We start from the raw sequence: 24,489 nt of genomic DNA, 5'->3' as shown, positions 1-24,489 counted from the left end.
CAATTTGTTATTAAAAACCAAGTATAATCCATAAAAAAGCTTGAAAATGACTAGTCTTTAAATACTTGTGGCTAGTTGCGCATCATTTAGGGGTAAAAATCGCGATAAAAAGCTTGTTTGGAAGGCAAAACCCACTAGGTAAAGGTTTTTTAATTTTTTCGACTTTGTTAAATTACGAAAAAACACCGCAACTAGCCACAACTTTGAAAAAACACTAAAACCCGTAAATTTCAGCAAAATGTGAATTTAATTCAGAGAACTTATATTAAGATTGTCGGTGGAATACTGAATTACCAAGGTTTATAGCGCTGATGATCGTCAATTCTATTATTATTTAGTTAGTAAACTAGCCACTTTGTTAATACTTGTGGCTAGTTGCGTACGTTGCATGGCAAATATCGAGATGAAATAATCAATTTTAGAGAAAAATTGCACTAGATAATGGATTTGTCAGTACTAATTTCTAAGGTTCAAAGCAGTAAGAACGGTATCCGCACGCCGATTATAAGCAAAATGGAACATTTTACTTCCGTACTGGGCCCTAGCCGATGCATTAAAACGTTTTTGTTAGAAAGCTCAAAAACACCGCAACTAGCCACAAGTGAGAAAAAGGCTGAAAATATCTAACTAGCAGTTCGATAGGAAAAGGTTTGAAAAAGTAATTTGTTATTTACTAGCCCCATTTACATAAGTGGATTGTAAAATGTCATGTGTAGAACTATCCTGAGAACTGGAAAGAGTTCGCTTTCGTATACGTCCCTGGCAGCTCCTAACAATTGGGCAATGACATTTACTCCTAATAGAATTGCCATCTGAAAAGATTTCCCCACATAAGAATTACTTCATAAAAAATTTTAGAAATAATTTAGCTGAACAAACCTTAAGTAATTGTAACTCAATAGTTGTCTATACCGATAACTCTTAATAGATTATTTAAAGCAACAACTAAATCCATTTCCCACTTTTTAAGTAATGGTTGTTTGTTGCGCATTATTAAGGGTGAAAAATGAGGTGAAAAAGCTGATTTTAATGGCAAAACCCACTAGGTGATGGATTCTTTATCTTTTATGTGGTGTTAAATATGCGCAAAATATCGCAACTAACAACCTTTTTAAAAAAGGCACTAAAAATTGTAATTTCTAGCTAAATGTGAACTTTACTTCAGATGATTTTATAAAATTGTCCTTATAATCCCACGGTGTAGCCTTTTGTAATTCAGATAAACATCAGGGCAACCATTTTATAAATAATAATCGACCACTCTTTCATAAATGGTTGTTTGTTGTGTATTTTGTGAAATAAAGTGCACAGTGAAAAAGCGATTTTAAAGGAAAAAAATTAACCAATGATTTCTTACTACTTGATGTCCTCTTAAAATCAGCCAAAGCACTGCTACTGGATACTACTGAAAGAAAAGGAAAATATTTAACTATCGACTCTATATGAAAAAATCGAAAAAAGATTTGTTATATTAGAAAATATTGGTTTCCCAAAATTTTCTAAACCTTTAACCATTGGCAGCTATACGAATTGAGGTGATTTGTTCAAAGTGACTGGTAGTGTCTTTATTTTGATTAGTTTGTTGATTATTATCATTTGCTCCACTGTCTTTTCAAGTTATGCAACAAGAACCATCAATAAACTTTTGTATCTATTCCCAATCAATCTTTATAATCCAGAAAAGATGCTGACTGTCATGTCTTCTAGTTCAGGATTTATTTTTGGAGACTTTAGCAAAAATTTTCTTTTTACTCTCAGTATCTTACTAGCTGTCAAATTCGCTACCGACGTACTATCCTACTATAAAATAAATCGATACTGAAAAAACCGGAACTCTTTTCACCACTTAGAGAGTTTCGGTTTCGTTATTTTTTATACCCTGATCAAAAATAATCATTGATCTGTAGTTTTCTGTTAATGCCACATAAAAACATGATTAACCTAACTTTAAAAATGCACTTATACCAGTCTAAAATGACTTACTCAGTAATTCCTCAGAACATGTCTGGCAAATAATAGGTGCATTCTGAAATTCTAATTCCTTAATAGCCTTCATTTGTGCAGCCGTTACTTTAGGAGGGAAATTCCACTTAGTCCAAACATTTTCTCCACTCACAACTTGCTTCCCACAATTATCACAGTGAAACGTCTTAGTCTCTGAAGCATACATGCTCTTCAATCTCCTTTAGGATGAACTATTTTTTGCTTAACATCGCCGTATTTCATTATTTTTCAGCAATTTTTACTCAGCATTCTTTTGAAACAGATCACTCAGTGTTTCTTTTTTCAATTCATCGTGCATCGCTTTTTCAGCTGAAGACAATATTTGGTTAATTCTAAACAACATCGTTTCCGCTTCTTCTTGATGGATAAATTTATCGGTATCAAAGTTTTCATGGATTTTGAACATCGCATTCTGTCCTTCGACTGCATCAAATACTTCATATAATGAGATATCTTGGGCGGGGCGGGTTAATGACAAGCCACCATTTACACCTTTTTTCGATTCAATCAAATTCGCCCGTTTTAGCAGTCCGACTAATCGTTTTACACTAGGTACTGGAATAGTTAATTTTTCTGAGATTTGCTTGATTGTCAGGTATTTAGCTTCACCAAACTTAGTTTTCAATTCAATATAGCTCAGTATTTCTAAAGATTGAGAGAGTGCTACAGAGTATGACATATCGATCCCACTTTCTATTCATCCATAAAATTTATCAGGATGCATCAATTTTGCTCTCACATTTGAGGTTCACATCTTACTCGAAAATTATACCATATTGTTGAAATAAGCTCCTATTTATATTCCATCGTGCTCACTAATTTTACCCTTTCCTAACACCAAAATAACCACAAAAATAATGCCACTCACGACCAATACGGATGCCAAAAGCATGACACTTCTGAATAGCTCATTGATACTCGCTGAATTTGTAGAAACTGCTAATCCTAACGCAAGGCCTAAAGCTGCGCCAAATTGTCTCGTTGTATTATATACTCCTGATGCGGCCCCTCTGGCACTGGGTGATATTTGAGCCATAGCCGAAGTCGTCAATGGCGTTAGCGCCAAGGCAAATCCGACACCGAATGTCAGTGTAAAAGGAAACACTACCCAGTAACTAGTCGTATTCGCATAATAAGCCAAGCCGCTAGCGGATAGTAAAACGAGCAACAGACCCACAATCATCACCAAACTATTACCAAATTTTGCAATAATTTTTCGCACCTGTAACGCAATGACAAATAATAGAATCGACATTGGAATCATACCCATCGCCGAAATAAATGGACTGTATCCTAGTTGTATTTGCATAAATTGTGGGATATAAAACCAAAATATCACGCCTGCGCCAGAAAATAAGAGCGAGCCTAGATAAGAGCCCAGCCTTTCTCTATTTTGGAATATAACAAGAGGGATCATCGGTTCTTTCGCTTTTATTTGACTAAAAATAAATACTAACCAGATAACAGCGGACAGTAATAAGAGCCAAAAACGATGTTGCGTGCTACCAATTCCATAAGATAAAGAACCCATTGCAAGTACAGATAAGATCGTCCCTAACCAATCTAATTTGGCAACCTTTTTACTCGATTCAGCTAATACTTTTGCAGCAATCAAGCTCATAATAATCGCTATCGGCGCATTGATTAAGAAACCAACTCTCCATGAAGCAAAAGCTGCACAAAAGCCGCCGAAAGCAATTCCCACAGCCGCACCTGCTCCAATGACCGCTGCATAATAACCAATCACTTTTTGAAGCTCTTCCCCCTCAAATGTATCAGTTAGTAACGCTAGACACGTAGGTTGCAGGATCGCAGCACCCACTCCTTGAACCGCTCTAAAACCAATAATCATTGGCGCATTCGTTGACACCCCAACCAATAAGCTTCCGATAGCGAAAACCAGTAAGCTAGCAATAAAGAACTTTTTGCGTCCATAGATATCCCCTAATTTTCCGCCAAGCAGCATGAATTCCGCATAAGTCAGAACATAGACAACTTGTACCCAGGAAAGTTGATTAGCATTTAGGTGTAACTCCTCCGCTAATTTGACTGTGCCGGTATATAGAATTCCTGTATCCAACACCGTTAAAAATGCCCCAATTAATGCTAACCACATCGTAATCGTTTTTTTATTTGTCATCTGTTCATCTCCTCTAATAAGTATATATAATATATACTTATTAGATATTTAAAGTCAAGTAAAAATAAATTTTTAGTTTATGATACAGAATTACTGACACTCACTCTTTTCTCTCAAAAAAACACTAAACGTGCAACCCCACATACATATATTTACAAATAAATCGGAACTGTAGAATCCTCCGTTCTAGTACGAAAAGGAGAGCCCGTCAAAATTGCGTGAATGTTACTGCTATGAGACTCATACTAAAAATACATCCGTTATGTTAAAATGTATTTATTAAATTGAACAAGTTTCTCTCATATAGAATTTTCTTATACCGTATTTAGCTTTGACTTAGAATTTATGTATACTAATTTTCTTCACTAAACGAGAAATCATACAGATTTCAAGGAGGTTTTTATGCGCGCCTATCTAAAGACCCAATTACTGGTTTTAAAGCGAACGAAAGGGCAATTATTTATTTTACTCATTCTTCTAGCAAGTATTTTTTTAGGCTACGTTTATAATCTAAATAAAACGAACAGCGAACAAGCATTTATTAAAGATCATTATGATTTTCCTTATGAAGAATATCAAAAGGAACAAGAACAAAATCAATCTGATGAACCTGTATTTGTTTATGAATATGGTAAATTTTTGGATAGAAAGTTTGCCCTTTCAGAAGCGATAAATAACAAGGATTCGAACTATCTTCTTGTTGATGAACTAAAAAGTTTACATGATTATAAAGAGCATACCTATGAAATGAATGAATCATCTTTTCCCACAGCCGGCGGGCGAATTGACCGATATCTAAAAGGAAAAGAGTTGCTTAATACTGCTTTGCTTTCACGCAATATATCACCTGAAAGTACAAGATATGGTACGTCTGGCGCTTTACTAATCGTTTCGCTATTGCCTTATTTAACTTCTTTTGCTGGTTTATTTGTCCTTGGCTTATGTGCCTCTAGAATTATTGGCAAGAAGTATGAAGGAAATCAATATAGATGGTTAAAAGTAACACCACTTCCTTACATAAAACAATTACTCGCTGATTATCTACTATATATGTTCCTTGTACTAGTAATTCTCGGGACTCTACTGGCGGCAAATCTTGCCATTACCTATTTCTTTTCAGGTGATTTAAACCTGAACTACCCTATCCTTGTAAGAATTAAAAATGAGCTTCAGTTGATGTCCGCTAGTCACTATATTGCACAAGTCATAGCTATTTTTCTGCTAATTTTATCGGTCATTTTTTTCCTCAGTGCTTTATTCGTCCGAATAGTTAAAAATAGCTTCATCAGTGTTTTACTCGCAACATTAATGATTGGTGTTGGCTATAATTTGTCTACTCATAGTCAGTCTCAACTAAATTCGTGGAATCCTTTTGTCTATACGCAGCCGACTAGTTTATTGATTGGCAGAGACGAGCAACCGATTGATATTGACTATACATCTGTCCTCGATTTTAAAGATGAGTCGGATTATGTCTGGGTTGAAACTGATTTTACATTTGAAAATATCAGTTATTATCAAGCACATACACTAGGCTTCAAATTAGGAATAGACCTATCATTCGGAAAAGCAATCCGTTCATTAGGCATCCTCACCTTCCTATTATTTACACTCAGTGTTCTACCATTAAAAAGAATAAGGAGGCTGATTTGAACATGATTTTAGAAGTCATTGGTTTAACAAAAAGCTATGGATCCGATCTCATTTTAGATGACCTCAATTGGAAAATACAGGAGCCGCAAATTATCGCCTTAGTTGCACCAAATGGTACGGGAAAAACAACCTTATTAAACATACTCACAGACTTAGAATCCTACCAAGAAGGCTCTATAAAGATTGGAGGCAAGCAACTTAACGATCGATCTTTATTTAGCGAATTATCCTATATGCAAGATAATTCCATTTTGTACAATGAACTAACGGGTGCTGAACATCTACAATTTATTGCGGAAATGTACCATAAAACGGCAGAGGATATCGCCCAGGTCGTAGAAATAGTCGGAATCGGTGGCTACATACATAAACGAGTAGCAAAATACTCACTAGGAATGAAGCAACACCTGCTGTTTGCGTTAGGAATTTTACCTAATCCAAAGCTATTCTTGCTAGATGAACCTTTAAATGGATTAGATCCTGATAGCGTCATTACCGTTCGAAATATACTGAAAAAGATGCATGCTGCAGGTACGACCATTATCTTCTCCTCGCATAATTTAGGCGAAGTCATTAAATTAACTGAGACGATTTTATTTTTACATGAGGGAAAATTAAAAGCGCTCCAAGATGTATTACGTCATGAGGAAAAATGGTCGTTGATCATTAAGGATACGCAATTAATTGAAGATTTTTTAATTGCCCAAGCGATTTCTTATCAAGTAAAAACCACTCATAAAATTGAAATTACAAGTAGTCCTCAAAAATTTGAGCAACTAAAGAAATTTATCGATGACAATCAAATTGAAGTCTGGAATATCGAGAAAATACCTTGGGATTTAGAAGAAATTTACTTAGAGTTATTTTGGGGGCTTTCAGATGATGAAATTTGAATACAAAAAGTGGCTAAAGTCGTATAAAACGTTGGTGCTTCTTTCACTGACATTTCTGCTACTCACCTTCTTTTTCGCTCACGTTACACAAAAAGAAAAACAAGTGCGAGCAAATTATATAATCTCAATTGAAGACACCTTTTATGATCTTGTAGCCCTCTCTGACCAGGCAGCAGCAGCGCCAACTGACGAAATGACCGAGACTCAAATTTAACAAAATGAACGCATGAACGAAGAATATAGTCAAGCCTTAACACACCTAAATAAACATTCCACGGCCTACCAAAAAGACGATTGGCGCGAAGCTGTTTCCGAATATATATTGTACTTAAAATCAAGCATGTTAATAGAAAACCTAGGCGGACAGATTGTCTATCCAGAAGAAGATATTCAAAAATTAATCGATAAAAACCAATATCTCTTAGACGAAAATATCCCACCCACTAACTTAGACGCAAGCACAAGTGCACTCTATTTTGTAAAAAATAGTATGGATTACTTTTTTTCATACGGTGGAATCCTTTTAATCATCCTTTTATTTTTCGATTTGTTTGCAAAAGAATATGAACAGAATACCATCAAATTATTAAAATTACTCCCTATAAAAAAAGAAAAAATTTATACGAACAAAATACGTCTTTCCTTAATTATAACAGTAGCTTTACCACTGATTATTTCAAGTGTAGCCTTACTAATCAGTTGGCTCTATTCCCATAATTTAGGTAACTTGCAGTACCCTATATTACTAGAAATTAAAAATCAGACTGTTGAAGTTGTCACTTTAAAGCAATATTTGCTTCAGTCTCTTGTATTTTTTGAACTAGTTACACTCACTACATTATTTACTCTAATCACTTTATCAAAGCTAAAGAAGGACTCATTTCTAACATTGATCGGTACAACATTCATCATGGGCTTTCCCACACTCTTTATCGATGAATTTTATTCCAATCTTGCTTATACAAAGTTCTTGCCATTTTACTACGTCAACCTTTATCAAAAATCGAAAAACATGGATATCTCTGATACAGTATTTCAAGATATGCTGCCATTTTTCGGTAGTCTTCTAGTAACGGCCAGCCTGTTCTTATGTTTAAACTACTTTGGAAATCACTATTTGACGCGACCGAATAAACAAAGGTGAACGAATGGTCCTGTGAGTCAGCCTTTCTCACTGGTGTCGCACAGAGTTTTCGTCATAGAAAACCTTCAATTTTAAACTATTCAAAAATATGCAAAAACCCGAAGCTCTCTATCTAAAGAGTTTCGGGTTTATTTCAACTTAACGTTTCAGACCAGAATCGAGCTGATAATTGACTTTAATAAGCCAAAAATTTATTTTTAGTTCGATTATCCGATTAAACCATAAAGAAATAGATGGATCACTTCAGATTGTTTAGCTTTAAGTTCTTCTGAAATTGACATACCTAGCGTATTAATTGCATCAATAAATAAACCGATAACCTCGTCAGAAACAGCCTCACTAATGACCTGTTCCTCTTTGCCCACCGCAATGTATTTCATATAGATTTCTTTTTTTAAATCATTGATATTTTGGATTAACAAGGTTAAAAACTGCCCATCATTGCTGGCTTGTTCGGATAAATACTTACTCAATGAACGATTGATTTCTTTATCGCATAATGACAATGCCCGTTCTAACTTTAGCTCAAAGGATTCATCAGTAGCCAGTATTTCCTCAGCTAGCTTAATTGTATCGCCCATAATCACTTTCGCACATTCAGTTACTAATGACTCTTTATTTCCAAAATAGTTATAGATAGATACTTGTGATACATTCGCCAGCGCAGCAATATCTTTAATACTAACATTAGAAAAACCCTGATCTCCAAATAAATTTAGTGCCGCCGTCACAATATCTGTTTGCTTCTTTAGTGTTCGTTCCTCATATTTATTCATAGTAATTTCCTTTAGCTATCTAGAGTATTTTTACGATATATACAGTCTATCACAAAAAATTATAGTTTTGAAATATATTTAATAATAATTCAAAACTTGTTGACTGAACCAAACTCTATATGCTACAGTAGTTTTGTAATATCGAACGCAATATTACAAAACTACTTTACAGATGGAGGCAAAATGAACATACAGACAAGGCTTATGAACTATCTCATACAACAGTGCCGTAATCCCACAGGTGTGGTGGGAAATCTAATGATTACTATTTGGAATAAAACATTTATTGGTATGGCATTATGGGGACTAACTAACGCCCATTTACAAAAAACAGATATAGTTCTCGAAATAGGCAGTGGCGGCGGTACATTAATCAATTATTTAGCCAAAAATAACTACGCCAAACAAATATATGGAGCTGACATCTCAAAAGCTGCGATACAAAAAGCTACGAAATTAAATAAAGATTTTATCGGATCTAATAAAGTTTCATTAGTCCAAGCTGAAGCAGAAAGACTCCCCTTTTCTAAAGATATGTTTCATAAAATTTTTGCAGTCCAAACTCACATGTATTGGACTAATTTAGAGAGTGCTAGTGCCAAAATTCTAGCGCTTTTAACAGAAAATGGAGAGTTTAATATTATATGTGAGAAAGACAAAATTTTCTATCACTTGCCACAATACGTAGATAAACAAACGATGACAGATATGTTAAAAAAGGTCGGATTTAGCGAAGTCGATATCTTTGAAACAAACAATTGGATACATTACCGGTGTGTGAAAGGAAAATAAAATGAAAAAAAAAGTAGCTTCAATTTTACTTATAAGTTTGATTATGACAAGCGTAGTATTCTATAATCCATTACTTGATTATTTAAGCGGACAAGCAGCTAATCCACATGGGTTTGTAGGGGGAGTTGTCACAAAGATATGGGCGTCGTATTTTGCTAATTTGAGTGGCTGGACCATTGAGAATACCAAAGTTAAGTACGATTCTAACGTCTTAGATGTTGGGTACGGCGGTGGCTCAACTATCAAAAATCTAGTTGATTTAGAACAAAATATGTCTATCTACGGTGTAGATATTTCTGAAGAATCCTATAAAACAGCCGTTGAATTAAATAAAGAGGCGATTAATAATGGGGAAGTAAAATTAGCAATCGGAGATGTTGCTAATATGAGCTATCCAGTCGAATTTTTTGATGTGGTCTTTGCCATTCAGACCCATATGTATTGGGATAATCTTCAAAGAGGATTTGCAGAAATATATCGAGTAATGGCTGCCGATTCAGTGTTAATTCTATCTTCCGAAAAAGATAAAATTGACTATCATATGGATAATTTTAAAACAACAGAATCATTGTCCAAACTACTAAAAGAGATTGGATTTACGGAAGTAGAAGAAATAAAAAATGGGGATTGGATTCTATATACTGTACATAAGAAAGTCGATTAATTTTGAGGAAAAACTTACTAAAAAGCTAATTACAACTAGTAATTTGTGAGGGAATTTCAATATACATATATGGCTAGAATTTCAACTTAACCTATATTATTTTAAGGACGTCTTACTAAAGAGACGTCTTTTTATTGATAACGGGCACTTATTTACTTCTACCCTACCAAATTTACGAGCTGACAACCATTAATCTTTTGTTGTACCACCTATACTTCCCCGTAGTAATCTGCCCAATAAAAGAAAATACAAACTTTATGCACTTGATACGTTTCTAAAGAAGAATGAGTGGATTTTTCAAATGGCGGAGGAGAAACTACAAGTAACTGTTTTTCTGAACTATTCTTTTCCTGTACTTTAGATGTCAGTCCTTCTTTGAAATATCCGGAAAAGAAAATATTGGTTCTTACAGCAATCTCCGGTGTGGAATGGAGTACAAAAAATAATATAAAAATTAATGATACAATTGAAAACAGAATTTTATTTTTCCGGCTAAGTCTCATTTTCTTGCCCTCCATTATCTATGTTAAAAGTTCATTACTAGAAAACTTCACTATTTTGCAAACGATTTCATATAAGTATACTTCTTTTTATCTGTCACACGTTAATAATGAGTGTTTTTTAACCTTAATCATCATATTCTACTCTATTGGCAAATCCAGATGTTAATTATCGAACTGTAAGAATATAGAATAACTTGCACTTAGGAACTATAAAAATTCTCTTCCAACAAAGAAACTGAATAGCAGGAAAAATCTGAAGCGAGCGGCCCGAAAATATAGTTTTGAACTATAGGTATACGTGACCTCAACGAAAGAAAAAATCACTTGATAGCATACAATAAACCATCTATTCCTATCTAAACTCATAATCCTAATTCTTGAGTATAATCTAACATCCATTTACCAAACTCTTCATAAGCTGGAATCAATCCTAATCCCATATCACTTAACATATATTCAACTTTAGGTGGAATTTCTGGATATTCAGTTCTTATAATTAGGCCATCTTTTTCTAATTCTTTTAATTGTTGACTTAATACCTTATGGCTGATGTTACCTAATTTTTCCTTTAGTTTGCCATAACGGCAATTAATAGATAACGATAATAAATATAAAATCCTTAATTTCCATTTTCCAGAAATCATATCTATAACTTTTTCTATACCTTCATAACCATAGTTGACTGCTACACATTTACTATTATCGTCACATTTTTCCACTTTTCTTACCTTTTGGTTAGTACTGAACTAAAAAGTGCGTACTATTCAAATTCCTTTAATTTATTTATAATTTACACATAATCATTATATAAGAAATGAGGGATAAAATGAAGAAAAGGTTGTCTATTGTCTGTAGTTCTCTCTATCTATTCAATGCGATACTACATTTGCTTCTAATATTTGGGGCTCCACTTGGAGAATTTGTGCTAGGAGGAATTTATATTGTAATTCCATTTCATTTGAGAATTGTTAACGTAATCTTTTTTATCTTATGGATGTCAGCCGGATATGCGTATCTAATATTTTGTGACATATTAAAAACGAATATAAATTTGAATCTCGTTAAGAAATATTTGACAGGAATAACAATTTTTACAACCATTGCTATTTTCAGCAACTTATTTATTACCAATAGTCTAAAGGAAAAATATTTAATGACACCTTTGACATTGATTGTCTCTGTATGTAGCATTCTAATATTAACCAAGTATAGTACTTCTAAAGACTAATAGTTGCAATACTATTAGCTCTACCCCTCACCTCCATTAGGTATTATTTTTATACAGCTAATTTAAATCGAAATATTCAAGACTTATTAAATAGTTAACCGCTTGCTATATTTCTACAAATTTAACTGATAAATTATTTTTTAAAAAGAGTGGGAATAAAAATGATCAATCCTACTGCAAAAATTATAATCATCACTAACAAAGGAACTACAAACCAGTTACTGATTTTACTATTCTTTAAATTAACAGCTCTACTTTTAAAATAGAACAGTGGTATAAAATTAGAAAATAGGCTAATTGCAATAATCATCGTTGCTTGTGTTGAAAGATCCCCCCACCATTTTTGACTTACTAATAAAATCACTAAACTAATATTGGTAATAAACGGTGGTATGGATAGTTTTTTCATTGTGCTTAGTTCAGATTGAACCTTAATATCTTTCACGATATCTGATCCCTCCAGTAATAAATGATCTAAAGATAAGTCGTACAAATGAGCTAAACGGATTAAACTTTCAATATCAGGAAATGTCTTTTGAGTTTCCCAATTTGAAACAGACTTTTGAGATACAAAAATTTTTTCTGCAACCTGTTCTTATGTCATTGATAATTCTTTTCTTTTTTTCCTTCAACGTTTCACTAAGTTCCATATTTTTTACACCCTCACCTTACTATCATTTGTTTATCTACTCTACCCAATCTACCTACTAAAGCAAAAAGACACCATAGAAACAGTCTTTTCAGGTGTTTTTTTGATAAAGTAAACGAATCACAGATACCATTTATCCTCTAAAGGAATAAAATCAATTTATTCAAATTATAATATGAATAAACTCACTTTAGATATCCCAACCTCAGGTTCACCAAAAGAAAACATATGGCCTGCTTATAAATGTTTAATTGATTCACTTTAAATCATTGAATCATACCTATTTGGCGATACCTAAGAATATGGTTTAAGTAGGCTAGTTCTATTCGCTAATTTCACAAGAGAAAGCCCCTACTTCTCGTAAAATCGAGCGACTGGCAAATGAATTACACAGAAAAACATAAATTACTTACCTTACGCTCTCCTAGTAGGCATCAATTCCAGTAAAAAATAAACAAAGGTGCTGAATTGTAAGTCTACAAAATACACCGGATTTTCGATTTCAGGGCTCATTAAATACAAATTTTTAACACTCATTTCCTCACATGCAGGCATTATCTTGATTAATCCAGACGATTTCTGTTTAATTGTAAGTGCTGATAAAACGCTCCTAATAAATTAGCATCGTTTCTATACTTACAAGCTACAACTTTAGGCAGTGGAATTGGATAGCCTTTGTTAGCTGTATAGATTTTATTAATATTTTCCTGAATAGCTTGAATAAATATTTCCTGTTCTGAGATACCTCCACCAATTGCTATTTTTTCTGGGTCGAAAATAGCTTGTAAATTTAAAATTTGAACAGCAATATCATGACAAAAATGATCTAATGCCTCAAGAACAAGAGGATTTTTGGCGTTTGCCATGGCAAATATTTCTTTTCCAGTATATTTTTGATTGGTTCCTATGGATTTCTGTACTTTTCGGAGTAATCCACGTGCACCACTATTTACTCCCCACCAATTATTAGTATTGTTACTCTCTGAAGTATTTATTTTAACTGCAGATACTTCTCCAGCTGAAAAATTCTTTCCTTGATGAACCTCCCTATTTTTGACAATACAGCCACCGAGTCCTGTACCAAAAACTAAGATGATTGCATCCTCTACATCCTTAAGAACCCCGAAACCAATCTCAGCATAACCAGCACATTTTGCATCATTTCCTATTGTAACAGGAACTCCATTACAGGCTTCTTGAATGAGGGAAGCAAATGGACATTCCTGAATATATGATAGAGATCCTCCTGTATAGGCAAACCCTTCTTTCATATCAATTACTCCAGGCATACTAATCCCAATTCCTTTTACCCCTTCATATTTACAATAGATACTTTGAATCAGTTTTATTAAATCAGCTAGTTTTTCCCGGGGTGTCTGAATACTCCCCTTCTCTAAAAAAGTTCCCTCAATGTTCATTAAAGCATATTTGATATAACTTCCACCAATATCTATGGTTAAATAGTTTTCCAAAATTATTCTTCCTCCCTTGTCAACTACGGTTAAAATGACCCGCCATTTAAATCAGCCACTCTTTATACTGTCAGAGAATTGCATCACTACTGTTAACTAGTTAACCTCAATGTGTTTCTAGAAGAATAGGCAAACATCTTCAATTCAATTAAAAACAATACACTTTCCGTCAAATCTTGTTGCTTACAATTAAAACTCAATCATTCAACAAATCATTGTTCAAAAAATGATTATTTTCTATCTTTTTTGCCTGCAAAACTTTATAGGACCTATTTTTTTCATAATTCAATTGAAAATAGCATGAGTACAAAATATTAAGTATCAACTCAACTGAATATTCTGAAGAAAAATTACCAATTTTAGAAAATAATTTTTCTCTCGTAGAAATATCCAGCACACAATCCGAAAATTCTCTCAAACTATTCTCACCAACACTCGTAATTCCAATGACAGAAATTCCTTTTCTCTTTAAACTTTTAGTGGTCTTTATTAAATATGGATTTTCTCCAGAATACGAAATGATAATGGCACAATCTTCTTTTGTTATTAGATTCGCTTGATAGTTTGCCTCTCCAATCATATTCTGTACAATAACTTGTTTCTTTATTCTAGCCATTTTCACCTGAAATACCTGTGCCAATGGTAAATAACTGCTGTAAGCAAATATGTAAATATGGGCCGCCTTCTCAAGTAGATTAAGGGCTTGCTGTAATGAATCATGCCGTATCAATGAAGAGGTATCATTTGCAGATTCAATCATCATTTGTTTCATAATATGAGCAACTGACATTATAGTATCGGTTTCCGTAAAGGGGATATTTGCATCAATACTTTGAAAATGAGATTGTAAATAGGCCATCTCTTGAATGTAATGCGCTTTCAACTCTTTATACCCAGCAAACCCCAGTTTATGCGCTAAACGAATAACTGCTGATGAGGAAGTGTGAGTCGCATTGGCAATCATTCTAGTCGAAAGTTTTTCTAAGTCATTCTTATGAGTCATAATATACTCAGCAATACTCTTCTCTACTTTTGTCAACTGCGCCAGTTTCATTCGCTTTTCTAATAGCATAGTTTTTCTCTCCCTAGTCCATAAAAATATATTCATTAAATTTTATTGTCTTCTTATTTAATAACATATTTGGAAACAAATTCATAGAGAAGAAAATGATTTGATGACATATTTTTCATTCTTTGACCGGAACAGAACGTCATTCGCAAATTGCTTGGCTTGATATATTAGTAACATTCGCATTTTGCTATTGAATCCACTTAAAAATAGTAACATATCCCTTAATCAAATCTATATTCAGGAGAAATAGGGATTTCATATCCTCTACTTTTTGATTTATCTGAAAGCAGTAAAAGTACTTTTCATGAATAATGACTAACCCCATATTAAATGTGCCTGATTTTATCTATGATTTTGAGATAAGACCTAAAACACTTACCTGTTATTTTTTAGTACTAACAAGTAAGTGTTCATAAAATAATTGACTTAAAATCAGTATGAATGAATTGAAAATTTGCTTTTATCCCTTCATAACCGTTAAATCGTAAAACCAAGATAATTTTTAACCGCTAGTCATTTCTTTTGCTACTTGAGAAGAAATATTTACTGTACTTACCTAAAAATGAAAATTAATTTCTAACTATTTTTCATTCAACTCATATCCTTCTTCTTTCAACAGTTCTCGTAATTGATCAACGCGCCATTCCTGTCCATCACCATAAACGGTAATATTATCCAAGGTATGATCAATGACTTGCATGTCTTCATCCGTCAACTCAATTTCAGCTGTACGAAGGTTTTCATGAATATAGCGCTCTTCATACATTCCTGGAATTGGCACTAAACGATCAAATTTGTGCATCAACCAAGCCAGTGCGATTTGTGCATAGGTAGCATCTTTTTCTTTTGCCAAGCTATCCAGCATGCTTAAGATTGGCTGATTCTTTTTCATGTTTTCGTCAGTGAACCATGAGAACACACGACGAATGTCATCATTCTTATAGGTCATTCCTGGCTTATAAGCTCCACTCAGAAAACCTGAAGCTAATGGCATATATGGCGTAAATCCAATACCTAACTCTTTACACGTAGCAATCACACCATTTTCCAGAGGCGTTCTTACCATCATTGAAAATTCATTTTGAACGACATTCACTGGTAAAATATCATGAGCATTTCGAATCTGTTTCTCTGTAGCTCTTGACATACCCCAGCCACGGATTTTACCTTTTTCTTTAAATGTTTTCATTGCTCGTGCAACTTCCTCTATAGGAACATCATCTGTTACGCGGTGCATCATATAAATATCAATATACTCTGTACCGAGCCTTTCTAGTGAAGCATCTAGACGCTGTTCAATTTGTTCTTCCACTGATCCTTTTGCTGAATCTGAAATGGGGCTCTTTTCCGGATTAAACTTAGTCAAAATCACTACTTCTTCTCTGATAGGTTTTAAAGCTTCTCCAACTAAAATTTCATTATGACCATCGCCATAAACATCAGCTGTATCAAACAATGTAACACCTAGTTCATATGCCTTACGAATCATAGCTATACAATCTTCACGAGGCGCCGGATCACCATGAGCATGAGAGAATCCCATGCATCCTAGGCCAATTACACCAACCTCAATATCTCCTAAAAATCTTTTTTCACACCAAATCCCTCCAATTTCATATAAATTATAAACATAATCCATTTGAAACAATAACTTCCTTATACCATTCAAATGATTTTTTCTTCCGTCGGCTAAAATCACCTGTTCCATCATCGTAACGCTCAACATAGATGAAACCATAGCGTTTAGCATATTCACCAGTTGTTGCTGAGACTAAATCAATACATCCCCAAGTGGTATATCCCATCAGATCAACACCATCTTCCACAGCTAAAGCCATTTGCTCAATATGCTTTCTCAGATAATCAATTCGATAATCATCCTGAATTGTACCATCTTTCTCTAGTTCATCCTTCGCTCCTAGTCCATTTTCAACAACCATCAATGGAATCTGATAACGATCGTACAAATCATTAAGTGCAATCCGAAGACCTTTGGGATCAATCTGCCAACCCCACTCGCTGGCTTCTAAATATGGGTTGTTTGCCCCTCCCATAATGTTCCCTTCGCCTACTCCTATCGAAGGGTCTGTTGATTGACAGGAAGATACATAATAAGACAGACTGATAAAGTCAATTTTCCCCTCCATTAGAATGTCATCATCACCAGGCTCTTTAATCAGCTCAATACCTTCCTTCTGTAAAAAGGTTTCGAAATAATATGGATATTTTCCTTTTACTTGTATATCAGAGCAAAGATAATTCTTCATTTGATTATATTGCTGATTTAAAAGGACATCAGCTGGATTAGGAGTTAACGGATAACTCCCCGCATATATTTGCATATTTCCCACTTGATTTTCTGAACTAATTTCTTTTGCTAGTTTTACAGCTAACGCACTTGCTATTAGTTGATGATGTAGCGCTTGATAGCGTTGCTCAGGAAGATCTGGTTGCTCCATGAAAGGGGTAGGATTTTTTAAATCGTTAAGAATACCTTGGCCCAGAATAGCTCCAATCGGTTCTGTTGCTGAGTTAATTTCGTTAAATGTCAGCCAATACCTTACTTTCCCCTTATAACGAGTAAAAAGTGTTCGGCAATAGTTGAGATAATAACCAATCATATCTCGACTCACCCAGGCATTACACTTCTTCGTTAGACCAAAAGGTGCTTCATAGTGAGAAATAGTAATCAACGGTTCAATTCCATATTTTAAACATTCATCAATTACTTCATCATAGTGTTTCAAGCCTGCTTCATTCGGCTCTTCCTCATCCCCATTTGGAAAAATCCGGGTCCAATTAATTGAGAAACGAAATGTTTTGAAGCCCATCTCAGCAAATAATTTAATGTCTTCTTTAAAACGGTAGAAATGTTGAATACCTTCATGACTTGGATAAAAGTATTTTTCTTTATCCATCACAGGTGTGATGAGCTTACTCTGACCAAATTTACCTCCAGTACAGATATCGGGTACTGAAACCCCTTTTCCATCGACATCCCAAGCTCCTTCAGCTTGATTGGCAGCAATCGCGCCACCCCATAAAAAATTTTCTTTAAATGTAGTCTTTTTCATAGTAATCCCCTATTTCTCTATACGAATCATCTTGTCAGTAAATGTTCGCTGACCAAGAGTCGAAAGATTAATTTCAGAATATTCATTTGTATTTGTAATAACCACTGGCGTTGTCAAAACATAGCCGGCTTTTTTTATCTTATCCATATCAAACTCTAGTAACGTTTGGCCTGTTGTTATTCTATCTCCGACTTTAACTTTAGGCGTAAAATACTTGCCAGAAAGCTCGACTGTATCCATTCCAACATGAATCAACACATTGATGCCACTATCTGAAATGAGACCTAATGCATGATGGGAATCCATAAATACTTCAACTATACCGGAAAACGGTGCTTTCACTAGACCGACACTTGGCTCAACCGCATAGCCTTTTCCCATCACTCCAGATGCAAAAACCTCATCAGTGACACTACTTAATTCTTTGGCTTCTCCTTCTACAGGGTTATAAACGGTCAATAAATCTTTGTCTTCTGTATAGTCATTTGATGATGAGGTACTCTTCGATTCACCTTTATCTGTTAAAATATAAGCCCCTACTAATGCGCCAACAAATGATACAAGGCCAATCACGCAAGCATAGATAAAATTCATACCACCATCTGGTGAAATAAATTGTACAATAGCGACTAAACTAGGTGTTGCAAATGCATAAGCTTTTAACTCAACTATCCCTGCCAGAAGTCCGCCAACTGCTGCAGCACCACAAACAGCGTAGAGTGGTTTCTTCAATTTCAAAGTTACGCCATATAAAGCTGGCTCAGTCACCCCGGCAAAAGTTGCTGTGATTCCTGATGAAAAAGCGATTGATTTTAAACTTTTATCCTTCGTTTTAAACCCTACTCCTAGAGTTGCGCCACCTTGTGCTAGATTTGAAGCCATCATTGCAGGGATTAACAACGCGTCATAACCTGTTGTACTTAATGACATAATCGTAATTGGCACAAATGCCCAATGCATCCCAGACATAATAATAAATGTCATACCTCCTGCTAATAAGGCTATAGCTAACCATGGGGCGAAGTCATAAACTGAAGTAATCAATGTCATGACCCATTCACCCACTATTGTTCCTAATGGTGCCAAAACAACTAATGAAATAAAGGCAGTAACAAGCATCGCTAGCATAGGCTTCAAAAAGTTCTTTGTCCACAAAGGTAAGACTTTATCAAAACCATCACTAACATATTTTAAAAGAACTACAGTTAATAATGCTGGAATTAAAGATGAAGCATAGCTAGCATGTACAACTGGGATTACCCCAAATAGTTTTGTTGGATCTTCTCCTCCTAATAAAGTAACAATATCAGGATGAATCAAAAGTCCAACCACACCAATTGCTAGAAACGTATTCACTTTCAAGCGCTGGGAAGCTGTCACTGCAACTGCTAATGGCATATAGTAGAACGTTGCATCGCCCAATGCTGATAAAATAACATAGATACTACTCGCTTCACTAACGACATTGAAGGTACTAGGGCCTAATAAGACTAGCAGTACTTTAATAAGACCCGCGCCAATTAATGCTGGAAAAAGTGGGGACATACATGCAGATATAAAATCAAACACTTTTGAAACAGGTCCTTTTTTCTCCTCGTTACTTTCTTCAGAAATAGCATCAAACTTAGCAATACGATCAATCTCTTTATATACATCGACTACGTCATTTCCAATAATAACTTGATACTGCTCACCTTGACGGTTGACTCCGACTACACCATCAATAGTTTCTAACTTACGATCATCGACAAGCTCGTTGTTTTTTAATACAAAACGCAAACGCGTCATACAATGTGCTAGTGAAATTACATTCGTTTCACCACCAACTTCTTTAAGAATATCTTGAGCTGTTTTAGAGTAATCCATAATATCCTCCAACCTTTATATTTTAATAAACACTCATCAAATCGGCCGTATTTGAAGTGTACATTAACGAAAATAGTTTTCATCTTTCCCTACTTAAATTCTGAATTAGAGTAAACAGTATTTTTTTTCAAATAATCTATTTTATTTACTTTATTACTCTTTCTAATTAATATCATATGGAAAACCTGTTTCATAGAGAAAAAGAAGATTCAAAAACACTGCTCTAATTTTTTATATTTTTATTAATTCATTTTTGGAGCATCGTTTCACTATTTCAACTATTGATTTAGATAACATTTGTACGTATGTGCCTAATCATCTAGTATCTACACACCAAATAGCCCAAGCATTATACTATGCTTAGGCTATTTGGTATTTTTTGTATCCTGCTGCACACTGCTCTTGAACAGTCGGCTGCCGGGGGAGTAATTCATCCAGAATCTCAGCTTACTTCCTACAGTTAACCTTTTTCGACCGGCTTTAACGATTGTTGATTTTAAAGCTTCTTGTGCTTATCCATAGAATCTCCCTAAGTAAGACACTTATCTTTCACTATACAACCTCTTGATTTACTGTCTTTGTTTTACGTTTACCTTTTGAACTTCAGTTTGTAATGTATCCTCATCCACCATTTAGCCTTATCAAGTTTCTATTCGCAGGCTCAAAGTTTTGCTACACATCTTTCTCCCCCTCCGTCATTACTGACGTCGGCTTGTGGTTCGCTACGCTTGGTGGTAACTATCCACGACTAGACTTGCACCCGCTAGATAAGTACCATGTCTGACACACGTAAAAAACGGATGACTTGAGCAAATGCTCAAATCATCCGTACAATTTGTCTATAATAAGTTACACATTTTTAATCTAAAATACGAAAATTAATCTCATCAACAACACTTTTAGTAGAACGGGCAACATTGATTCGTAATTCATGGTTAAGCCTATTAGAGTTTCTAACTATATTCCAACCACATGCAGCAATATTTTAATTTAAAGTTCCAAACTTGTGCATTACATATTCAGTCCAATATCCTGTTGCTGTACTTACCGCTCTTGGTGAATACGCGTATGCTTGGACTCAGTAATCAGTATGTTCCCCTCTTAAAGAGTATAAATATCAAGCGCTACTATCGTTTCCTAATCTGCATTTTTTTCATTTCCGTAAGCAGTCACGCCAGAAAATAAAACGCTTACCAAAATCCCTAAAAAGAATACTTTTTCATTTATAGTTCCTCCTATATTAGAATATATTCAATTACTGTTGTTACATAAAGATTTAGATTCAACGAGAAACGACTAGGACTTATATCACAAAAAAACTTTACAATAGTACCAGATGACTCATCTTTAAATATAGTTCCATTTCTTTTTTGCTATAAAATTAAAACTTTATTACTAGTCTTTGAACGCCTCAATTATTTCTATTTTTGAACTAAAAAATAACCGCTTCTTTATACGCGCTTTCACAATAAATGAATACTCTCCTCCCATGCTACCATTCTCATTTTTTATAATTTTAACTTCATACAAAACCATGTCTTCTGATGGCTGGTCTATTTTTTCTACACTAAACGAATTATCTCTAGGATCATAAGCCGGAATATCTACAAAATCAGATATTTGCGACCTAATTTGCTCTCTTGGATCATTTATGAAAGAATCGATAGTTTTCAAAAATAGGAATCCTATAGGTATACATAAAATAATTATTAATAGAAAGAGATATCCACAGCCACGTGATCTTAATTGATGTAGATTTTCTTCATCATAGTTACACCAATCAATTTTGCTCATAAGTGCCCGCCCTTCTTATTACTACCGGAACACTCCAATTCTATTCTAGTCAGTAGAAAAAAGAAATTCTTAATTGATAAATAGAAGGAATTCTTAATCAACAATGTTTATCCTTCATTATCCACCATAAAATTATTTAGTTGCTTTTTGTTTATAGCCTTTGAACCCTATAAAAACCCTCTCACCTCCATTAGGTATTATTTCTATACAACTAATTTAAATCGAACTATTCAAAACTTATTAAACAGTTAACCGCTTGCTATATTTCTACAAATTTAACTGATAAATTATTTTTTAAAAAGAGTGGGAGTAAAAATGATCAACCCTACTGCAAAAATTATAATCATCACTAACAAAGGAACTACAAACCAGTTACTGATTTTACTATTCTTTAATTCATTCTTTAAATTAACAGCTCTACTTTTAAAATAGAACAGTGGTATAAAATTAGAAAATAGGCTAATTGCAATAATAATCGTTGCTTGTGTTGAAAGATTCCCCCACCATTTTTGACTTACTAATAAAATAACTAAACTAATATTGGTAATAAACGGTGGTATGGATAGTTTTTTCATTGTGCTTAGTTCAGCTTGAACCTTAATATCTTTCACGATATCTGATCCCTCCAGTAATAAATGATCTAAAGATAAGTCATACAAATGAGCTAAACGGATTAAACTTTCAATATCAGGAAATGTCTTTTTAGTTTCCCAATTTGAAACAGACTTTTGAGATACAAAAATTTTTTCTGCAACCTGTTCTTGTGTCATTGACAATTCTTTTCTTTTTTCCTTCAACGTTTCACTAAGTTCCATATTTTTTACACCCTCACCTTACTATCATTTGTTTATCTACTCTACCCAATCTACCTACTAAAGCAAAAAAATACCATAGAAACATGTTACTAAACCCTATAAATCAAGGTTTATTTTTCTGAAGAAAAAATAGAACCTGTTCTTGATTTAAATACTTAATTGAACAGTTACAAAAATCTCCAGAATTAGCAAATACGTTAGCTCAACTTATCTCTTCAAAAAAGGAAAATTAATGCTTACTTTTATCTTGCTAATTAAAAGAAACGAAGTCTTTGCTCGTTTCATTGTATCTGATTCCTTAGCAAATAGAAAAATAGTTCGTTCCCAATTAGCAAGAATTTATCATGTAGTTATACACTATTTTTGTTATTAATATTCTATCACTAAAATAATCATGAATTTCAAAAACAAATAAAAAGCCGAAACACCTTATAAATAAAAGGTTCCGACTTAATTTCATTTACGCCCCTGACCAGAATCGAACTGATAATTGACCCTTAGGAGGGGTCTGTTATATCCGTTTAACTACAAGGGCTAATTCACTTGGCACGATGCCTAACTGCCTGTTCCTAAAAGAAACACACTAGATTATTCTAAAGCAGTAACCGACAACTGTCAATTCATCGCCGTCATTTAATTTACTAGAGAATGAGCTCAGCTGCTCAACATCAAAGAGGAAGTACTCGTCTTGTTTCTTACAGCAAGCTGAGCATTTCCTCTTGTCCGTTTTCTCAAAAGTAATCTTCCAAGACAGGCAATTCTTCGACTAAATAACTAGAGAATCTTTCTAGAACAGATTCTTCTGCTTGTAGTCGTTCATAAAAGGCTAATTCCGCCCCTGTCTTATAACCAAATAATAACTGCGTCAGTGCCTGAATCGTTCCTTCGATGACTGGGCGATCGACTGTTTCCGTTAATTTTTCGACTTGAGCTTGTCCTTCAGCAGAAATTTCTACGCAATAGATTCCTTCATTCCATTCAGCAAATGGATCATCTGTTACTTTCAGATAGAATTCAGCTGCTTTTCCTGTTTTGAATGGATATTTTTGTAAGAACCGTTCGACATTAATAATTCTGCCCATCATTTCCGGGCGAATACTCATCTCAAAGCGCGCGCTTGGTAATAAGTAGTTCAGATTGCTGCCAGTATAGGCTGATTCATAGACAAATTCTGCGAAAGCGCCACTATGCGAGCCGATAAAACCAGTGATGGCTTTAAGCGCTGTCGCATTTAAGTAACCAATCTCTTCAATTACAAAAGTCCCACCGTCCACGCGATAGACAAGATAACCTTCGACTGTCCCGTCTTCCGCCTCATACTGCGCAAACTTTTTGCCAGGCTTCATCGATAATTTATAATCCAGCCACCATTCTTCGCGTTTAAGTCCGCCACGTGTGTGGGCTGGCATCGCATGATAAATCTCAGCCAACGATGCTTTGATTCCGTCATAAGTCATCCGTCTCATCCGTCCAGGAACTTTCCCAACATTCGGCCATTCCGCAGAAGACAATTTATATTTGATTCGTTCAAATAACAATTCATAGCCATATCGACGATAAAATGGATACGAAAATGGTGCCAGATAAGACAAATCAATGCCTTGCTCATTCAAATCAGCTAAAAGATAGCTCATCGTCCGATTAATGCCACCTTGCCCTCTATATTCTGGATAAGAAGCCACGAATCCAACGCCCGCCATCGAATACTCCTGACCATGAAAATCAACTGTAAAAGGCGTAGCCATCACTTGACTCGTCAATGTGTCTTTATCCAAATCACCATAATTCCACGAATGTTGCGCCAGAAATTCGAAACGTTCACGCGCAGCTTCCGGATCCGGAAAATTAAACGCATAAGCTGCCAAATCAAGCATCTGTGGAATATGTGATTCTGTTAATTTCTCTGCTTTATTCATATACTCCTCTTTCTGACTAAAAAAAGAAAAGGCG

The 24,489-nt window shown here is 34.5% G+C and carries 21 protein-coding genes, 1 tRNA gene and 1 pseudogene; 7 read left to right on the top strand and 16 right to left on the bottom strand.

The genetic code is table 11. The annotated features are described in order from the left end of the window. Positions 1-441 precede the first annotated feature (441 nt). Complete coding sequence (locus BAU15_RS08635) at positions 442-627, top strand: hypothetical protein (protein ID WP_161842339.1); 186 nt, start codon at positions 442-444, stop codon at positions 625-627. A 1,615-nt stretch (positions 628-2,242) separates the two neighbouring features. Here the strand turns inward: BAU15_RS08635 and BAU15_RS08630 are convergent. Both BAU15_RS08630 and BAU15_RS08625 read right to left on the bottom strand, forming a co-directional pair. Next, the gene (locus tag BAU15_RS08630) at positions 2,243-2,683 is read right to left on the bottom strand and encodes an RrF2 family transcriptional regulator (protein WP_161842338.1); all 441 of its coding nucleotides are present in this window, start codon (positions 2,681-2,683) and stop codon (positions 2,243-2,245) included. 117 nt (positions 2,684-2,800) lie between these two features. Then, positions 2,801-4,144 (bottom strand): MFS transporter, encoded by a 1,344-nt coding sequence (locus tag BAU15_RS08625; RefSeq protein WP_161842337.1) that lies wholly within the window; start codon positions 4,142-4,144, stop codon positions 2,801-2,803. Between the two features lie 402 nt (positions 4,145-4,546). Here BAU15_RS08625 and BAU15_RS08620 point away from each other — a divergent pair, with 402 nt between their 5' ends. Genes BAU15_RS08620 through BAU15_RS08605 form a run of 4 tightly spaced genes read left to right on the top strand, consistent with a single transcriptional unit; the run spans position 4,547 to position 7,834 of the window. Next, on the top strand, positions 4,547-5,797 hold the full coding sequence (locus tag BAU15_RS08620; RefSeq protein WP_161842336.1) for a hypothetical protein: 1,251 nt from the start codon (positions 4,547-4,549) through the stop codon (positions 5,795-5,797). A gap of 2 nt (positions 5,798-5,799) precedes the next feature. Next, positions 5,800-6,690: an ABC transporter ATP-binding protein gene (locus BAU15_RS08615; protein ID WP_161842335.1), complete on the top strand. Its 891-nt coding sequence runs from the start codon at positions 5,800-5,802 to the stop codon at positions 6,688-6,690. Further along, a complete protein-coding gene (locus BAU15_RS08610; protein ID WP_161842334.1) occupies positions 6,677-6,904 on the top strand; it encodes a hypothetical protein in 228 nt (75 codons plus the stop codon). Before BAU15_RS08615 ends, BAU15_RS08610 begins: the two co-directional genes overlap by 14 nt. A 12-nt stretch (positions 6,905-6,916) precedes the next feature. After that, the gene (locus BAU15_RS08605; RefSeq protein WP_161842333.1) at positions 6,917-7,834 is read left to right on the top strand and encodes an ABC transporter permease subunit; all 918 of its coding nucleotides are present in this window, start codon (positions 6,917-6,919) and stop codon (positions 7,832-7,834) included. A 206-nt stretch (positions 7,835-8,040) separates the two neighbouring features. Here the strand turns inward: BAU15_RS08605 and BAU15_RS08600 are convergent, their stop codons facing one another. After that, on the bottom strand, positions 8,041-8,610 hold the full coding sequence (locus BAU15_RS08600) for a TetR/AcrR family transcriptional regulator (protein WP_161842332.1): 570 nt from the start codon (positions 8,608-8,610) through the stop codon (positions 8,041-8,043). A 258-nt stretch (positions 8,611-8,868) separates the two neighbouring features. On the opposite strand from BAU15_RS08600, the gene BAU15_RS08595 reads away from it, so the two are divergent. Together BAU15_RS08595 and BAU15_RS08590 are read left to right on the top strand one after the other, a co-directional pair. Then, positions 8,869-9,402 carry a class I SAM-dependent methyltransferase gene (locus tag BAU15_RS08595; protein ID WP_161842331.1) on the top strand — a complete coding sequence of 178 codons (534 nt, stop codon included), beginning with the start codon at positions 8,869-8,871 and terminating at the stop codon, positions 9,400-9,402. A gap of 43 nt (positions 9,403-9,445) precedes the next feature. Further along, positions 9,446-10,066, top strand: a complete 621-nt coding sequence (locus tag BAU15_RS08590) for a class I SAM-dependent methyltransferase (protein ID WP_202622722.1) — start codon at positions 9,446-9,448, stop codon at positions 10,064-10,066. Between the two features lie 209 nt (positions 10,067-10,275). On the opposite strand, the gene BAU15_RS08585 is transcribed toward BAU15_RS08590, so the two are convergent. The 13 genes and pseudogenes from BAU15_RS08585 to BAU15_RS08530 all read right to left on the bottom strand — a co-directional run bounded on the left by BAU15_RS08585 (position 10,276) and on the right by BAU15_RS08530 (position 24,455). Next, positions 10,276-10,569 carry a hypothetical protein gene (locus BAU15_RS08585; RefSeq protein WP_161842329.1) on the bottom strand — a complete coding sequence of 98 codons (294 nt, stop codon included), beginning with the start codon at positions 10,567-10,569 and terminating at the stop codon, positions 10,276-10,278. Positions 10,570-10,931: 362 nt separating this feature from the next. Beyond that, positions 10,932-11,288 carry a winged helix-turn-helix transcriptional regulator gene (locus tag BAU15_RS08580; protein WP_237580165.1) on the bottom strand — a complete coding sequence of 119 codons (357 nt, stop codon included), beginning with the start codon at positions 11,286-11,288 and terminating at the stop codon, positions 10,932-10,934. Between the two features lie 642 nt (positions 11,289-11,930). After that, the gene (locus tag BAU15_RS08575) at positions 11,931-12,242 is read right to left on the bottom strand and encodes a hypothetical protein (RefSeq protein WP_237580164.1); all 312 of its coding nucleotides are present in this window, start codon (positions 12,240-12,242) and stop codon (positions 11,931-11,933) included. A gap of 81 nt (positions 12,243-12,323) precedes the next feature. Further along, positions 12,324-12,374, bottom strand: a pseudogene (locus BAU15_RS15925) (hypothetical protein); the annotation flags it as partial. A 635-nt stretch (positions 12,375-13,009) separates the two neighbouring features. Continuing rightward, complete coding sequence (locus BAU15_RS08570) at positions 13,010-13,918, bottom strand: ROK family protein (RefSeq protein WP_237580163.1); 909 nt, start codon at positions 13,916-13,918, stop codon at positions 13,010-13,012. A 196-nt stretch (positions 13,919-14,114) separates the two neighbouring features. Continuing rightward, positions 14,115-14,990, bottom strand: coding sequence for a MurR/RpiR family transcriptional regulator (locus BAU15_RS08565; protein WP_161842328.1), 876 nt, complete (start codon positions 14,988-14,990; stop codon positions 14,115-14,117). Between the two features lie 580 nt (positions 14,991-15,570). Further along, positions 15,571-16,629 (bottom strand): aldo/keto reductase, encoded by a 1,059-nt coding sequence (locus BAU15_RS08560; protein ID WP_161842327.1) that lies wholly within the window; start codon positions 16,627-16,629, stop codon positions 15,571-15,573. Beyond that, on the bottom strand, positions 16,613-18,064 hold the full coding sequence (locus tag BAU15_RS08555; RefSeq protein ID WP_161842326.1) for a glycoside hydrolase family 1 protein: 1,452 nt from the start codon (positions 18,062-18,064) through the stop codon (positions 16,613-16,615). The genes BAU15_RS08560 and BAU15_RS08555 overlap by 17 nt, the downstream gene beginning before the upstream one ends. A gap of 9 nt (positions 18,065-18,073) precedes the next feature. After that, positions 18,074-19,930 carry a beta-glucoside-specific PTS transporter subunit IIABC gene (locus tag BAU15_RS08550; protein ID WP_161842325.1) on the bottom strand — a complete coding sequence of 619 codons (1,857 nt, stop codon included), beginning with the start codon at positions 19,928-19,930 and terminating at the stop codon, positions 18,074-18,076. A gap of 1,395 nt (positions 19,931-21,325) precedes the next feature. After that, positions 21,326-21,724: a hypothetical protein gene (locus tag BAU15_RS08545; protein WP_161842324.1), complete on the bottom strand. Its 399-nt coding sequence runs from the start codon at positions 21,722-21,724 to the stop codon at positions 21,326-21,328. A gap of 287 nt (positions 21,725-22,011) precedes the next feature. Next, entirely contained in the window at positions 22,012-22,539 is a 528-nt protein-coding gene (locus BAU15_RS08540) for a helix-turn-helix domain-containing protein (RefSeq protein WP_161842323.1), read from the bottom strand. 463 nt (positions 22,540-23,002) lie between these two features. Beyond that, positions 23,003-23,074 (bottom strand) — tRNA-Arg (locus BAU15_RS08535). 196 nt (positions 23,075-23,270) lie between these two features. Continuing rightward, positions 23,271-24,455 (bottom strand): GNAT family N-acetyltransferase, encoded by a 1,185-nt coding sequence (locus BAU15_RS08530; RefSeq protein ID WP_161842322.1) that lies wholly within the window; start codon positions 24,453-24,455, stop codon positions 23,271-23,273. Positions 24,456-24,489: the final 34 nt, after the last annotated feature.

The sequence above is a fragment of the Candidatus Enterococcus huntleyi genome, assembly GCF_009933175.1.
Taxonomy (GTDB): Bacteria; Bacillota; Bacilli; order Lactobacillales; family Enterococcaceae; genus Enterococcus_K; species Enterococcus_K huntleyi.
The sequence above is the reverse complement of the archived record's forward strand: the minus strand, read 5'-3'. Positions and strand labels throughout refer to the sequence as shown.

Excerpts from the sequence above, each read along its gene's own strand:
- BAU15_RS08635 (WP_161842339.1), top strand. The coding sequence starts at position 442 with ATGGATTTGTCAGTACTAATTTCTAAGGTTCAAAGCAGTAAGAACGGT.
- BAU15_RS08630 (WP_161842338.1), bottom strand. The coding sequence starts at position 2,683 with ATGTCATACTCTGTAGCACTCTCTCAATCTTTAGAAATACTGAGCTAT.
- BAU15_RS08625 (WP_161842337.1), bottom strand. The coding sequence starts at position 4,144 with ATGACAAATAAAAAAACGATTACGATGTGGTTAGCATTAATTGGGGCA.
- BAU15_RS08620 (WP_161842336.1), top strand. The coding sequence starts at position 4,547 with ATGCGCGCCTATCTAAAGACCCAATTACTGGTTTTAAAGCGAACGAAA.
- BAU15_RS08615 (WP_161842335.1), top strand. The coding sequence starts at position 5,800 with ATGATTTTAGAAGTCATTGGTTTAACAAAAAGCTATGGATCCGATCTC.
- BAU15_RS08610 (WP_161842334.1), top strand. The coding sequence starts at position 6,677 with ATGATGAAATTTGAATACAAAAAGTGGCTAAAGTCGTATAAAACGTTG.
- BAU15_RS08605 (WP_161842333.1), top strand. The coding sequence starts at position 6,917 with ATGAACGAAGAATATAGTCAAGCCTTAACACACCTAAATAAACATTCC.
- BAU15_RS08600 (WP_161842332.1), bottom strand. The coding sequence starts at position 8,610 with ATGAATAAATATGAGGAACGAACACTAAAGAAGCAAACAGATATTGTG.
- BAU15_RS08595 (WP_161842331.1), top strand. The coding sequence starts at position 8,869 with ATGATTACTATTTGGAATAAAACATTTATTGGTATGGCATTATGGGGA.
- BAU15_RS08590 (WP_202622722.1), top strand. The coding sequence starts at position 9,446 with ATGACAAGCGTAGTATTCTATAATCCATTACTTGATTATTTAAGCGGA.
- BAU15_RS08585 (WP_161842329.1), bottom strand. The coding sequence starts at position 10,569 with ATGAGACTTAGCCGGAAAAATAAAATTCTGTTTTCAATTGTATCATTA.
- BAU15_RS08565 (WP_161842328.1), bottom strand. The coding sequence starts at position 14,990 with ATGCTATTAGAAAAGCGAATGAAACTGGCGCAGTTGACAAAAGTAGAG.
- BAU15_RS08560 (WP_161842327.1), bottom strand. The coding sequence starts at position 16,629 with ATGGATTATGTTTATAATTTATATGAAATTGGAGGGATTTGGTGTGAA.
- BAU15_RS08555 (WP_161842326.1), bottom strand. The coding sequence starts at position 18,064 with ATGAAAAAGACTACATTTAAAGAAAATTTTTTATGGGGTGGCGCGATT.
- BAU15_RS08550 (WP_161842325.1), bottom strand. The coding sequence starts at position 19,930 with ATGGATTACTCTAAAACAGCTCAAGATATTCTTAAAGAAGTTGGTGGT.
- BAU15_RS08545 (WP_161842324.1), bottom strand. The coding sequence starts at position 21,724 with ATGAGCAAAATTGATTGGTGTAACTATGATGAAGAAAATCTACATCAA.
- BAU15_RS08540 (WP_161842323.1), bottom strand. The coding sequence starts at position 22,539 with ATGGAACTTAGTGAAACGTTGAAGGAAAAAAGAAAAGAATTGTCAATG.
- BAU15_RS08530 (WP_161842322.1), bottom strand. The coding sequence starts at position 24,455 with ATGAATAAAGCAGAGAAATTAACAGAATCACATATTCCACAGATGCTT.